We start from the raw sequence: 13,175 nt of genomic DNA, 5'->3' as shown, positions 1-13,175 counted from the left end.
GATGGGTTTTGGCATCGTGCTTTTATGCCTTAATAGAGCTGTAACCTCGTATTAGCCAGAATAAGTATACGTTTTAACCTTAGTGTTTGATTTATTCGTTTTTGCTTCTGGCAATTAACTAAACTACACGATGCAAATTGTTCTCAAAACTAATACAGTTTCATTAGTTGATGGGTAAAGAACAGTATTTTTACTGATTAAATCGGCTGATTTGTTCAAAATTGTTTACATTAATCTAGTCCAGTAGCTATTCTTAGAGTATGATCCAAACAAGTTGTGCTACCCCTTTTTGAGGAACAAATGCGTCTTGAAATTCATTGTGCTGACCGAATTGGTATTGCCCAAGAGATACTCAATATCTTGGTCAGTTACCAGGTTGATTTGAAAGGTATAGAAGTAGATTCGGTAAATTGTCGAATGTACGTTAGTTTTCCGCCCATTGAGTTTGAACAGTTTCAAAAAATCATGCCTGAAATAAGGTTGATTGATGGCGTAGAGGACGTTAGAACAACGGCTTTTTTACCATCTGAGCGTGAGCATAACGAGTTATATACTCTGTTAAGTGCGCTCCCCGACGGCGTCATTTCGATTGATGCGAAAGGTTGGGTACGTCATTGTAATGATGCAGCGTGCAAGGACCTAAACCAGCCTGAGTCGGAGATTATTGGTGCCAATATCAATAATTTATTGAAAGGCTTTAACTTTACACGTTGGCTGGAAGGTAAAGAAGTGCTCGGTCAAACCACACGTGTCGAAGTGAGCGGCGAGGACTATATTGCGGACATATTGCCAATCTCAGTTCCACAGGGGAATGATGCTGATGTGTTGGCTGGAGCTGTGATCAATATCAAATCACAAAGCCGTCTTGGTCAGCAGGTGAGTGCGTTTCGCCGCTATGGACAAGAAAGCTTTGCAACCATCCATAACCATAGTACAGCGATGCGCAGAGTTGTACGTGAAGCACGAAAAATGGCCCAGCTTGAAGCGCCTATTTTAATTACAGGTGAAACAGGAACAGGTAAAGAGTTACTGGCGCGAGCATGTCATTACGCCTCAAACCGCTCACTCAAGCCATTTATTGCACTATCATGTGCGTCATTACCGGATGATGTGGCTGAATCTGAACTATTCGGATATGCAGGCTATGAAGATAATGCGGCACCAAAGCGAGGTGTGTTAGAGCAAGCCGATGGTGGGACTGTATTTCTCGACGAAGTTGGTGAGATGTCAAAGCAGCTACAAACTAAGTTGTTGAGATTTTTGCAAGATGGCACATTTCGTAAAGTCGGCGATGAAAACGAAGTTAAAGTGAACGTTCGTATTATCGCTGCCACTCAGAAAGACTTGCCCGCAATGGTTCAAGAAGGGAGCTTTAGAGAAGACCTTTACTATCGCATCAACGTATTAACGCTAGAAATTGCGCCATTACGCGATAGAAAAGCGGATGTTGGTCCGTTGGCTGAGCACTTTATTCAAAAATATGCACAGCAAAATGGTCATCCGGCGCCGAAATTATCAGAGGATTGTTTAGAGTTTTTGGAGCAATATCCATGGCCTGGTAACGTTCGCCAGTTAGAAAACTCAATTTACCGAGCGGTATCATTACTTGATGATCAAGAGCTACGCGTTGAGCATATGCAATTGCCTACATTTACTCACGATTTAGGTTATTTGGAGTCTGACTTTGAAGGTTCATTGGAGCAGGCGGTAAAGCGCTTTGAGGCGACCTTGTTGCGTAAACTCTATCCAGCGTACCCAAGCTCTCGTCAGTTAGCGAAGCGCCTAGGGTTGAGTCACACTGCTGTAGCTAATAAGCTACGTGAATATGGCATCAATAGAAAAACAGTTAAGGTATAAAGTTACCTTAGGTACATCTAAATGGGCATTATTTTCTAATGCCCATATCTTTGGTCACACCATCTAGTTTAACGTTATCGATACCATCAGTGGTAAAAGAAACTTCAATACTCACATTACTTCTAGCCAGGAAGTAATCCACGTTATTAAACGTCAATAGATAATTACCTATAACGTTGTTGTTAAAGTCTTGCTTGTGAAGCGATAGCTTATGTTTACCAAGCTGCCAGTCAAAACCTTCAATGAATCCTTTATTGAATTCTTGGATCCAGACTTTGCTTTCATCTTTGCTTAATGTGATAGCGATGGAATAAGACTCTGGAAGCTCTTCCATTTCGTAGCTTTTTTCACCAATACGGAATCGCTTAGTTTTATTTTGCCAAGAAAACCCGAAGGAAAAGGGCTTTTCAGCACCAGTTGGGTAGCGAAGCGTCCCCTCACCTGGGTAGTCGAAGTCGGCAAAACTCAGGTTGGAAAATAACAGGCTAAAGGCCCCTAGAATTGTACAAATATAATAGTTTTTTTTCATCTCGAACAATTTTATAGACTTTTTTTGAAGACTAGTTGAGCAACACTAAGATGGCAAGTACTTCTTGTTCAGTACATGTTCTATGTTAGACTCAGTTCTAATAACAACTGGTTGGACCATGGTATATGAATTTATATTTTCGATTGTTGCTGCTGTTTTGGAAAATTAAAAAAAATAAAGACTATCAAAAACTTCTAGATACGGTTGAATGTCGTTTTCGAGTATTGCCGAGTGACTGCGATATCAACTTGCACCTGACCAACTCGCGTTATTTGGCTTTTATGGACCTGGCAAGAACTTGGATGACTGAGCGAATTGGGTTGTTTTCTGCGGTTATGAAAAAGCGCTGGTTTCCCATCGTCAATGCTACGGCGATCACATATATAAAAGATATTAAACCGTTTGAGTCATTTAGTGTATCCACTCGGTTGGTGGGCTGGGATCATAAGTACTTTTATATTGAGCAAAAGTTTCATTCAGAACGAGGGTTACATGCCATAGCATATGTTCGCGGTGTGTTTCGTAAGAAGAAGGGGATAGTAAGTGTTCAGGAAATGCTGGACGTGGCAGGCTTTGATGGTCAAGCCCCAATTTTGCCGACAGAAATCATGCACTGGAAGGCGATGCTTGAAGAAAAGAAAGTAAATAACAAATGATAAAAGGCCACTTAGTGTGGCCTTTAGGGCTGAGTAAAGTAACTGTATAAAGGTCTATTAAAACTTGTATTTAACGCCAAACATTGCCACCACCGGATCAAGCTCTACATCCGAGGTAAGTGTTTTAACTCCATTAGCATAAACAGTTGCATCGGTGTTGATATCGATTTTTGAAAGCATACCGTGAATGCCCCATTTATCGTTCAACGCATAGTTGAAGCCAACTTGTAGTGCGATACCGAATGAGCTATCTAGGTCTACTTTTACATCATCAGTGCCTAAAGTCGTACGCAATGCATTGGTTGCTTCTTCATCAAAAAAGACGGTGTAGTTTAGACCCGCGCCAACAAATGGGCGAAACTTCGCATCCGCTGCAAAGAAGTGATATTGAGCTAGTAATGTCGGTGGTAAATGCTTTACCTTAGCGATTTCAGCGCCTTGTAGGCCGCCTGCACCTTCTACCGTATGTGAAAATGGTGTGGCTGCCACCAGTTCAAATACCACATTGTCAGAGTATTGATAGTCGAACGTTAATCCCAGCTGTGTGTCTGAATCAGCGACAAGACCTAGAGTTTCATCTTGGTCGATATGAGAGGCCGTACTGCTTGGGTTTACATTAATAGCACCAATGTTAACGCTAAATTGTGCTTGAGCAAAAGGGGCTGCAACGAGTAATGCTGAAAGTAAAGCAGTGCTAAGTGTTTTCATCTTCATCTCCTGAACCTATATGAGGTATCTTGTTTTGATGGGACAATAGTAAGGCTCGGACGAATAAAAAAACTGTCCTAGATCAAGTTTTGCTATTGGATGTTTCAGAAATTTTTGAAACTTTGATTTAGATTAAGTTTTTCAGTCAAAATACCAAAGAGCTGAAAGTGTTTTTGGGTGAGGTTGTCATTGTGATGACCTAAAAGTGCCATGAAATCGCAACACAAGCTGGCTGTAATAGCATAAACGTGTTTGAGTATATAGGCTGAACAGCATGACACCACAACTCGCTGAGAATACAGCAACTAATCTAACTACTGTACAGAAGCTTCAAAAGCTCATTCAGGCACCATCAGTGACTCCAGATGATGCTGGTACGATCAAATGGCTGAGCGAACAGCTATATCAGCATGGCTTTGAAATCCTGCTTCTAGAAGAAGTGCAGGGAGTCAAAAATCTAATTGCTAAACGTTATTTCTCACCGGGCCCTAGTCTGGCCTTTGCAGGTCATGTGGATGTTGTGCCTGCAAACGATAAAGGTTGGCAAGTGGGTCCATTTAGTGGCGACATTGTAGATGGCTGCATTTATGGCCGTGGTGCGGCTGATATGAAAGGGGGGATTGCCGCGATGCTCAGTGCGACGGAGCATTTATGTTTACAGCCAAATATTCGGGGAACATTCTACTGGTTGTTAACCTCTGATGAGGAAGGAGAAGCGGAATATGGTTCAAAACGGATCGCTCAGTTCTTGAACCAACACCATATTGTATTAGACGCTTGTTTGGTCGGAGAGCCAACTTCCGATAAAAGTGTGGGCGATACAATAAAGAATGGGCGCAGAGGGGCATTGTCTGGCAGAGTACAAATTAGTGGTAAAGCTGGACACGTTGCATACCCAGAAAATACGATTAATGCAGCCCATATAGCTGGTGAAATTATTAGTGCATTAACCCAGTTAGTTTGGTGGAAAGACGAGCCTGGTTCTAAGACGCATTTGCAGGTAACGGGGGTAACGGTGCCAAATATCGTTGATAATCTGGTACCCAGTGAATGCGAAGTTACCTTCAATATTCGCTATAGTCATGGATATAAAAGTGACATGGTAAAGGCGTTGGTTGAGGCGTTGCTAGAAGATTGGCAAAGCCATTTGAGATTTGTCTGGGAGCGCCCCTGTGAGCCATATTATACGGGTGTAAAAGAGCAAAATTGCTTTTTGTCTTTGACCGAAATGGCTATCCATCAAGTGACAGGTCACTATCCTACATTAAGTACCTCTGGTGGCACTTCCGATGGTCGCTTCTTCGCTGCACCGCAGACGCAGGTTATTGAATGTGGCGTGCGCAACCATTCCATTCATCAAGTTAATGAACATGTTTCTATCTCTGATTTAGTCATGGCTGAAGAAATATATACCTATGTTTTAAAAAGCTTTTTTTGTAAGTCGTAATTATTTTATAAAATTTATGAGTTTTTTTACTTGAAAACGAGTTTGCAGGCCATAAATCAGTTAGTGAAGACGCCGTAATGGGTTTTCAGAATATAACAAATTGAATTTAATAAAATAATAGTTTTTTGCTGGTTCCTTAGGAAGAGTAAAAAGCTAATATCGCTTAATTATGAGGATATTATTATGCGCACAGTAGACCTATCTCCACTTTATCGTTCATTCATTGGTTTTGACCATTTAGCATCGTTAATGGATGCAGCGGCTCGCACAGACAAACAAGCCACGTTCCCCCCATATAACATTGAGTTGTTAGATCAAGACAAGTATCAAATTACCATGGCCGTGGCGGGCTTTAGTGAGCAAGAGCTTAATATAGAGTCGGAAAATAACACCTTGAAAGTATCTGGAACTAAAGCACAAAAAAGTGCCCAGCCTGAGAGAAAATTCATTCATCAAGGAATTGCTGAGCGCAGCTTTGAGCGCAAGTTCCAGCTGGGTGACCATGTTAAGGTCATTAATGCTGAGTTAGAGCATGGCCTCTTGGTGATTAATCTAGAGCGAGAGATCCCAGAAGCGCTCAAACCGCGTAAAATCGAGATCGGCTCTGGAAGACTGCTAGACAATAAATAAAGATTGCGTCACAAACAGATTCCCTGACTGTTGTTGAACGTAAGTAATGACAAAAACACCGCTCAAATGAGCGGCGTTTTTGTTTAAGGTATTTGTTTTTAATAAGGTTTTACGGAAATGAGATAGTAGTTTTCAGTTAAAAAATAAATCATGATAGAAAAGACTAACAGGCCTAAGGCCATAATAGAGGTGTAATATTGCCACTGTAGTGCTTTTAGCATTTCTTTTATGATATTTTTAGGCAATTTTTCGGATTCACTTCTCAAGTGTTCATTTACTTTTATCATCACGACTTTAAATCCGAGTGTCATGCTAACTATTGAAGTGATAAGTGATAAAGTAAAGAGGACTTTCACCCAATCGTTGGATGCACCAAGCAAGGCACCAGACGTGAAAGCGAATATCGCAAAAATCGTGATAAGAAGGTGCTTCGAAAAATCTACCAAAGAACTGTCTGCGTCAGTCATGTGCATCATTCCTCTTTTCTTTTGATCAGTTCACTAATTTCTTTTCTAAGTTTTCTCTTTCCACTTACATTGTTTATAAAAATAGCAAGCGCTCGGGTGATTGTTTTTAGCTCCTCGTTACTAGCGTAATGCGAAGACAGTGTAACTAGTTCGGTATAATCAGATAATCCCGCATCGGCAAATATATCTTTTAAATGGGGCTCTTCTAATTGTGTGGAAAGTTTTAGGCTGTTGTCTATCTGCCTTACATTTTGCTCTTGAGAGCGGGCTTTTAGCTGTTCGCGGTATTGAATTCGCATATTCTTGTATATTTCTGACGAAGAAAAAACCATGTTATAAAAATTTATTTTATCTGGCAGTAGCCTCTTGATACTCTTTTTTGTGATGTCGTCAACGGATGAGGCTATGAGCTCTCTTGAAGTACAGCAAATGCAAGTTTTAATAAACGCTCGCAAGATTTCTCGAGCGAGTTTATTGCCCGTTGAATCTTTATACATGGCAAGCCAAATAGCAACTAACCAATAATCTTTCCCGTAGTGAGATAGTGCTTCATTGCAAAACTCGTCGCCATATCGCTCAACGATATCCTTTGTTGGTTTTATATCAACAGATATCAGTTCTTTTTCTTGTCCAAAATTAATACCGATCCGTTTTCCTATCCCCCCATTTTTAAGCAGGTGGTCATTATTTTTTGTAAAGCGTTCGGTGAAGTAGTGCCTAAGAAAGTCATATTCCACAATATTGGGGTAGAGGTCTTTTTGTAATTGCTTATAGTTGGGCAAAGTTGATGTCATGTAAGTTCCTTCCAAACAATGTACACATAGATAATTTAACTATTTGATTGATATCTTTTTTAATGTATAGGCTGGTTTGGACAATTTAGCCAGTGTCAACGCGAGTGTTCCAAGTGACATGATTCATTGGTGGGAGTGCTTCTACCAATATCAGATCTTTGTATTTGGCTTGCAATTACTGCGTATTATCCTCTAGCTCCAACCTTAGTTCCTCACTCATGGCTTTAATGCCGGCAATTTTCTCTTGTGCAAAGGCAAGTTCTTCTTTAGTGATGCCTTCAGAACGTCCACGTGCTAATAAGGCTTCTAAGCGTTTAATTTTATCAGCGGCGGCGTCGATATATTGTTGTTTTAGATTTCGTTCTTGTGCTTCACCAAACGTTTGATATTGCTCATAGTCATTTAAATCTCCTTGATAAGCTTGAGTGTGCGTAGGTTCTCCGATAGGAGGAATATATACTTCTATGACGTCTATATTGATTTTGTCAGCTCCCATGTTTTGGGCTTTTGCTATGACAGCAGGGCTTTGCTCAACGAGTTTCTTTGGTGAATGCGGAGCCTCGCTCGAAGTTTCAGCAGCAATAGATTTATTTGTAGCACTCACATGTTGAGTGGACGTTAGTGGCTCATGATTAAACCACATAATTAGCCCACTGAGTGCCACAGTGCCTAGGACAAGCCATGAGCGATATCTTTTCATAGTGCCGCCTTATGTTGTCTTAACCATTTAGTTTTTAATTTTTTATACTCAGTTTTTGCCAGAGCATCGGTCAGCGCAATCTTTGCTTGATACTTAACGGTTTCACTATTTGCTTGATAGTAGGTGTAGTGACGTTCTAGCGTGGTTGCTACAAGCCACTCACCCTGAGGTGTTCTCACGGGCTTTGATAGAGTTCCAGGCATCAAGCTAAACACTAATTGTTCTGTCCAAGAACTGCGCTTTTGACGTTTTACCACTCCTTGCGTTTGAGTAAATAGGTCTTGGAGTTTGAATTTATTCAGCGCCTGCTTAAACGAGTGTTTTTTAGCATAATTGTAGAACTGTGTTGCTTGATCCTTAGCCTTAAAATGCACGGCTTGAGAGCGTACCTGGTCAATGTACCTAAAGTCATTTTTGTTGGCTCTAAAGTAATCGTTAATTTGCTGTTGTGTGATCTTGGTTTGTAGTTGCTCGACATAGATGCTGTGCTCACCATGCATACTATGGAGCACGCCAAAATAGGTGAGCATCACGGGTCGCAATAATTCTGCTTTAGCTATCTCTAATATTCTTAGCTTTGATAGTCCCTGTGTTTGTAGCTTATCGGCCAGTAAATGCATAGTTAGGTTAAAACGGCGATGTTCAGCGATGAGAGACTTGAAAAGACTAATTTCACCTTGATGCAGTTGATAACGGTTTTGCATTGATTGCTCACTCATGAGCGTTGCAAGCGTCAGTGGGGCACCAGCTAAATGTGTTAAGTCTACGCGTGCAAGACGTGTCAACTGTTGCTGCGAGTAAGTGTTATCACTTGGATATTTGGGTAGACTATCTAGCAACCACTTTGAGGTGTAGGATGCAAAAGACTTGTCATCAAGTGGCGGGATAACAGGTAGGTCAAAGTTGCTTTTTAACAGCACAAGCGCAAAGCGCCGAGTGTGGTAGTCGCTGCTAAATCCAACCGCAGATTGCTTGTGCAAAATAGCCGGCTGGCGAAGCTTTGCTTGTGCAAATAAAAAGGCATTTTCTAACAAACGCTCTTGTGCTTGGCGCAATGAGAGGTTGGGTGCTTTTTCTTGTAATAAGCCGTGCACTAATTTTATTTCAGATTGATTGAAGCTCAGCTGTGCAAACAGTGGCAAACTTAGCAAGCTCGCCACTAATAAAACCAAGATACGCATTAACGGGCCACCATAGCGTGGTTAAGTAAATGCACAACCATGGCGATGGCATGTGGGATCACAAGCTTTGCTGTGTTTAAACGATCATAGTGATCTTTAGAGTTGAGCACGATACCCCCTTGTGCATATGAAAAAGCGCCACCTTGAGTGAGAAGAGGGCGTATATCTTGGCTGTTTGCTGCAAGTGGAGAAAAGCTTTCAAGTGCATCGCGTACTAACAGCATGCTATTTAGATTCTCCTGATCATAATAGTCTTTTACCCAAGATTCCCAGCTTGCGTGGTTAAGATCTGAAGTGGTCCAAGTATGGTGAGGTTGCAGTAAGTCGGTGGTATGGAACACAAATCCAAGTAATTGTGGGTTACCACTTTGCAGGTACTTTTGATACCAGTACTGGCCTAGGTTATCAATAGGCTGAAATGGCATATCTTCGAAGTCATCGTACATGTTGTAATTTGATTGACTGTCGATACGATAATTAGCTTCAGTAATACCGTAGCTGTTGAAGCGTGTATCATCTGCACGGAACCAGCCCGTTTCACCGCCATGACCATCGTCCAGATAGTCACCTTTTAACCAAGTAGCTGCCATTGAGTCAACGCTGCCCCAAACAGTCAACTTTTGATAGTTATATCCACCAAAGTCATTCCCATGTGTGTCTGCGCCTTGTGTGTGATTTTGAAAATGCCAGTAGCTGGTATATTTTACGATGCTTTGCGCTGCTCCCCACAATGGTGCTTGTACGCAATCACCGGTGATTGCACCACAAAAGAACGTATCTTCAAAGTCATCAACATCATACGCGGCTTGCCCGAGTAGTTGAGCGAGCGCCGAAATGCTCATATTGTTGGCCGCTGCGTAGTTAGCCAGTTTTTGGTACTGGGTTGTTGATGGGTTTTGCGCCATGTAGTTCACAGCGTCTATTACAATGCGCTTGTGGGTTTCTTGGCTAAAGGCGTGAGCGTTAAGTGTTGCCACACCAAGTGTCGCGCAGAGTATTATTTTTTTCATAATTATCCTTAGGTAAAGTAATAACTCTAGTTAGAGGTGCGACATTTGACATGTTGACTGTTACTTTTTCATTTCATTATGGTTAATTTTTGACTTCATATTAGTTTGATCGAGGTGAAAACTGTGATTGTTGATAGCAGCTAGGTCGGGTATCATTAGGCAGCAATTTCGGCACAAACTACATGAATAAAAAAGCATGCCCAAATATGATAAATAATATAAAAATATTTCTGCTTCTACTGCTTTGCGTGCCTATGGTGAGTAAAGCGCAGGAAGAGTATGGACAAAATGGTGAACTGTATTGGCAACTCAGCTTAGGCGCATTTTGGGTTGATCTGACACTACCAAAGCTTAAAGGCGCCAAATCGACGTTTAGTGGGGTGAGTATTCTCGCAGATGCGCGGGTTGAGTATAAAAACTTTTACCTTCGCGTAGATTCTGGAGATTTCTTCGGAGGAGCAGATATTGGTTATCAATTATGGACCAATGGTCATGAAGGCGTCGACATTATCTATGGCAACTATCATCTAAGCTTTTCACAAAGTGGCTACATTGACGATGACCCAACTGTTCCCACGCTTCGAGGCATTAAAGAACGTCACCAAGATCAATCTTTTGGTCTTGCCTATTATCGTAATGTTGGCGCGTATAGTGCGGTGGTTGAACTGGTCTACGACGCATTTGGCGGTAGCGATGGTTGGGTACTTCATGGTGAGGCTACACGTAATTTTGAACTACGTAACTGGGATGTATGGTTCAATTTTGGCGTAAACTATTATTCCGGTAATTTTATCGATTATTTTTACGGGGTTGATATTGATGAGCAGTCAATTCATTTACCCGCTTATCAGGTGAATGGAGCTTCATCCGTGTTTACACAAGTTCAGGCAAATTATCCAATTGCGGTTGATTGGGTGTTTAGTGCTGGGGCGTCAATACTTGTTGGCTCTTCTAACGTGACAAAAAGCCCGTTGGTTGAGTCTCGTCATGCAAGTGCCGTTTTTGCTGGAGTGAAATATGTATTTTAAACTCATTTCAGCTAAGTATTTGCTAGGAGCAATTTTAGGAGTTATAGCGTTTGATGGCTATGGTGCGCCACAAGCACCGAGCGAGATTCTACACGCTACTCCGAATAAGTGCGTTGCACTTAACCAAGGAAGAACCTGCTATGCCGATGTGAAGTTTAAGGTGAATACACCCAAAATAGGGGATTATTGTATTCGCGAAGGGTACTCAAAGAAAATTCTACAGTGTTGGGCAAACACTAAATCGTTCACGTATACCTTGAGTTTTGGCTCTGCGCAAAGCTTAAGCTATGAGCTTATTTCGCAAGCCCAGCGAGATGTTTTAGCGGTAACGACGATAGAGGTCAATTGGGTGCACAAAGTACAGACGAAAAAACGCCGCTGGCGTCTATTTTAAAGAAAAAGCCCGTCAGGGCTTTTTCTAATTACATTGTTCAATCAAATTTCTTAAATGTTCGCCTATGTTTTGGCTTTGAGTTTTGCCATCTTTTAGGAGCTGGTGTGTTTGTTGCTGCAAGTCACTAAGCTCATAGGTGCTCAATAATGTGCGTAGGTAGCTCAGAGTATCACTACCTTGGCGCAGTAAACCCGGAATACTCTCAAGGCTGAGTTCTTGTGCAGTTAAATCCTCAATAGTATTGATAAGAGCTGCAAGATTGGCACTGTCTTGTAATGCTCCCTCAACAGCGATGAGCTTTCCCATGGGATCCATTTCTAACTGTTTGGTCACACAAGCCGCGACAGAACCCTTTTCGGCGGCAGCCGAAACTGCATCTAAACCCTGTTCACGAATATCTTCAACCGCTTGTTTTAATTCCTGATGTTGAGCTAGGTACTGTTGCTCAACCTTTACTTTAGAATCTACAAAAAAATCACAACCGCTTAGTGATACACACAATAGTGCAGGAAAAATAAATGATTTTTGCATACGCACACCAAATTAATAAATTTAATTAAGTGTACGTATGGCACAAGTAAATGTCATTAAATGGTAGATGCTTGTTGTTGTTTTTGCAGCTTAAACTCATGCAAACACACAATATTACTAGAGCCAAATATGGCATTTTTAATGATGTTGGCAAAAATGTGCAGCGCTTTTCGCCATGCATTTCTAAGTGCTAGGGTGAATTGTGCGCCCAAATGAAGCTGCAATGTAGCTATCATGGCATTGCACAGCACGGTAATATCCCTTTCTGAGGGATTTAGTAGCATAAGTCTTGGAGCATGTAATTGTATAAAGCTTGCGAGTTGCTCTTGTTGAGGCAGTAAATACAAAGCTTCTTGAATAAACTTACTGGCTCTTTGCTCTATGTTGATAAGTTGCTCGTTGGTGTTAGGTAACTTAAGTTGAATATCATAACGATTCAATTGAGTACGCAGACTCACACAAAAGCAGTGGAAGTTGGGCTGAAGTGTCGCAAAAGATTGCGTTAACAGCTGATATTGATAGGGAGAAATACTCATAATCGCCTCGTCGTCGATTAAGAGCGCATCCGTTTGCTCGAACTAAAATAACACAAGCAAAATGTTTACTTGCTACTGATTACAGCCAGAGTAAGGTTGTCTGTCTAATTGTAGTAAGTATAGTGTGAATGTGGCAGGATGCGAGATGTTTGCAAAGATTGTACGAAAAAACGCCATGCTGTGGGATAAGTCGTACGCCAGTAACCGTGTTATACACCAAAGCTTATGTGTCATTACGATAGGAGTTTTCGTTTGTTGTCAGCACAGGTGTCGTTTGCGCCATTATTCGGTTACGTGGAGCTTATATCGTGATAAGTGGTTATTTATTTGCGTCTAAGGTTGCTTATTAATGGAACTGTCCTTATAATACAGCGCATATTTTGCAGTGCTTGCACTGCTATTTATTGGCGCGGGATGGAGCAGCCTGGTAGCTCGTCGGGCTCATAACCCGAAGGTCGTCGGTTCAAATCCGGCTCCCGCAACCAAATCTGGAATATATGCTATTCCTGTTATGGTGTCGCGCATTCTTTGTAATGCGCGTTTTGCGTTTAAGCGTCTGCTTAATTTGGCTGCTGTCAAACGCAACCAAGCAAGGCCTTTGGCCACACAGTTTTTGCTTTAGGTGTGACGCCCCGCTTGGTTCGGGGCGTTGTTGTATCTGCGGCTTTGGTTGCTGACCCAAGCTTTGATCTGAAGCAGCTAAGTTA

15 protein-coding genes and 1 tRNA gene are annotated in these 13,175 nt (G+C 41.6%); 7 read left to right on the top strand and 9 right to left on the bottom strand.

Annotated elements, in window-relative coordinates; genetic code table 11:
• Positions 1 to 300 precede the first annotated feature (300 nt).
• Positions 301 to 1,857 carry a transcriptional regulator TyrR gene (gene tyrR / locus BIW53_RS09770; protein ID WP_070991696.1) on the top strand — a complete coding sequence of 519 codons (1,557 nt, stop codon included), beginning with the start codon at positions 301 to 303 and terminating at the stop codon, positions 1,855 to 1,857.
• A gap of 28 nt (positions 1,858 to 1,885) precedes the next feature.
• Here the strand turns inward: tyrR and BIW53_RS09765 are convergent, their stop codons facing one another.
• Entirely contained in the window at positions 1,886 to 2,386 is a 501-nt protein-coding gene (locus tag BIW53_RS09765; RefSeq protein WP_070991694.1) for a hypothetical protein, read from the bottom strand.
• A gap of 125 nt (positions 2,387 to 2,511) precedes the next feature.
• On the opposite strand from BIW53_RS09765, the gene BIW53_RS09760 reads away from it, so the two are divergent.
• Positions 2,512 to 3,042, top strand: coding sequence for an acyl-CoA thioesterase (locus tag BIW53_RS09760; RefSeq protein ID WP_070991692.1), 531 nt, complete (start codon positions 2,512 to 2,514; stop codon positions 3,040 to 3,042).
• A 57-nt stretch (positions 3,043 to 3,099) separates the two neighbouring features.
• Here the strand turns inward: BIW53_RS09760 and BIW53_RS09755 are convergent, their stop codons facing one another.
• Positions 3,100 to 3,750, bottom strand: a complete 651-nt coding sequence (locus BIW53_RS09755; RefSeq protein ID WP_070991691.1) for an OmpW/AlkL family protein — start codon at positions 3,748 to 3,750, stop codon at positions 3,100 to 3,102.
• 274 nt (positions 3,751 to 4,024) lie between these two features.
• Between BIW53_RS09755 and dapE the strand changes: the two genes are divergently transcribed.
• Together dapE and BIW53_RS09745 are read left to right on the top strand one after the other, a co-directional pair.
• Positions 4,025 to 5,197: a succinyl-diaminopimelate desuccinylase gene (gene dapE, locus BIW53_RS09750; RefSeq protein ID WP_070991690.1), complete on the top strand. Its 1,173-nt coding sequence runs from the start codon at positions 4,025 to 4,027 to the stop codon at positions 5,195 to 5,197.
• A gap of 183 nt (positions 5,198 to 5,380) precedes the next feature.
• Entirely contained in the window at positions 5,381 to 5,827 is a 447-nt protein-coding gene (locus BIW53_RS09745; protein WP_070991688.1) for an Hsp20 family protein, read from the top strand.
• 98 nt (positions 5,828 to 5,925) lie between these two features.
• Here BIW53_RS09745 and BIW53_RS09740 read toward each other — a convergent pair whose 3' ends face one another.
• From BIW53_RS09740 to BIW53_RS09720, 5 genes are all read right to left on the bottom strand, one after another.
• On the bottom strand, positions 5,926 to 6,294 hold the full coding sequence (locus BIW53_RS09740; RefSeq protein ID WP_139158823.1) for a hypothetical protein: 369 nt from the start codon (positions 6,292 to 6,294) through the stop codon (positions 5,926 to 5,928).
• Between the two features lie 5 nt (positions 6,295 to 6,299).
• Positions 6,300 to 7,088: a hypothetical protein gene (locus BIW53_RS09735; protein ID WP_070991685.1), complete on the bottom strand. Its 789-nt coding sequence runs from the start codon at positions 7,086 to 7,088 to the stop codon at positions 6,300 to 6,302.
• A gap of 175 nt (positions 7,089 to 7,263) precedes the next feature.
• Positions 7,264 to 7,788 carry a hypothetical protein gene (locus BIW53_RS09730; RefSeq protein WP_070991684.1) on the bottom strand — a complete coding sequence of 175 codons (525 nt, stop codon included), beginning with the start codon at positions 7,786 to 7,788 and terminating at the stop codon, positions 7,264 to 7,266.
• Entirely contained in the window at positions 7,785 to 8,969 is a 1,185-nt protein-coding gene (locus tag BIW53_RS09725) for a peptidyl-prolyl cis-trans isomerase (protein WP_070991681.1), read from the bottom strand. The genes BIW53_RS09730 and BIW53_RS09725 overlap by 4 nt, the downstream gene beginning before the upstream one ends.
• Entirely contained in the window at positions 8,969 to 9,979 is a 1,011-nt protein-coding gene (locus BIW53_RS09720) for a phospholipase C/P1 nuclease family protein (RefSeq protein WP_070991680.1), read from the bottom strand. Before BIW53_RS09720 ends, BIW53_RS09725 begins: the two co-directional genes overlap by 1 nt.
• Positions 9,980 to 10,185: 206 nt before the next feature.
• On the opposite strand from BIW53_RS09720, the gene BIW53_RS09715 reads away from it, so the two are divergent.
• Together BIW53_RS09715 and BIW53_RS09710 are read left to right on the top strand one after the other, a co-directional pair.
• The gene (locus BIW53_RS09715) at positions 10,186 to 11,007 is read left to right on the top strand and encodes a MipA/OmpV family protein (protein ID WP_070991816.1); all 822 of its coding nucleotides are present in this window, start codon (positions 10,186 to 10,188) and stop codon (positions 11,005 to 11,007) included.
• Positions 10,997 to 11,401, top strand: coding sequence for a DUF3019 domain-containing protein (locus tag BIW53_RS09710; RefSeq protein WP_070991679.1), 405 nt, complete (start codon positions 10,997 to 10,999; stop codon positions 11,399 to 11,401). Before BIW53_RS09715 ends, BIW53_RS09710 begins: the two co-directional genes overlap by 11 nt.
• A gap of 24 nt (positions 11,402 to 11,425) precedes the next feature.
• Here BIW53_RS09710 and BIW53_RS09705 read toward each other — a convergent pair whose 3' ends face one another.
• A complete protein-coding gene (locus BIW53_RS09705; protein WP_070991678.1) occupies positions 11,426 to 11,932 on the bottom strand; it encodes a hypothetical protein in 507 nt (168 codons plus the stop codon).
• A 56-nt stretch (positions 11,933 to 11,988) separates the two neighbouring features.
• Complete coding sequence (locus BIW53_RS09700; protein ID WP_070991677.1) at positions 11,989 to 12,468, bottom strand: globin family protein; 480 nt, start codon at positions 12,466 to 12,468, stop codon at positions 11,989 to 11,991.
• Between the two features lie 408 nt (positions 12,469 to 12,876).
• Between BIW53_RS09700 and BIW53_RS09695 the strand changes: the two genes are divergently transcribed.
• Positions 12,877 to 12,953: transfer RNA gene (locus BIW53_RS09695), tRNA-Met, on the top strand.
• The last annotated feature ends 222 nt before the right edge of the window (positions 12,954 to 13,175 follow it).

This window comes from Pseudoalteromonas byunsanensis, assembly GCF_001854475.1.
In the GTDB taxonomy this organism is placed as follows: domain Bacteria; phylum Pseudomonadota; class Gammaproteobacteria; order Enterobacterales; family Alteromonadaceae; genus Pseudoalteromonas; species Pseudoalteromonas byunsanensis.
The sequence above is the reverse complement of the archived record's forward strand: the minus strand, read 5'-3'. Positions and strand labels throughout refer to the sequence as shown.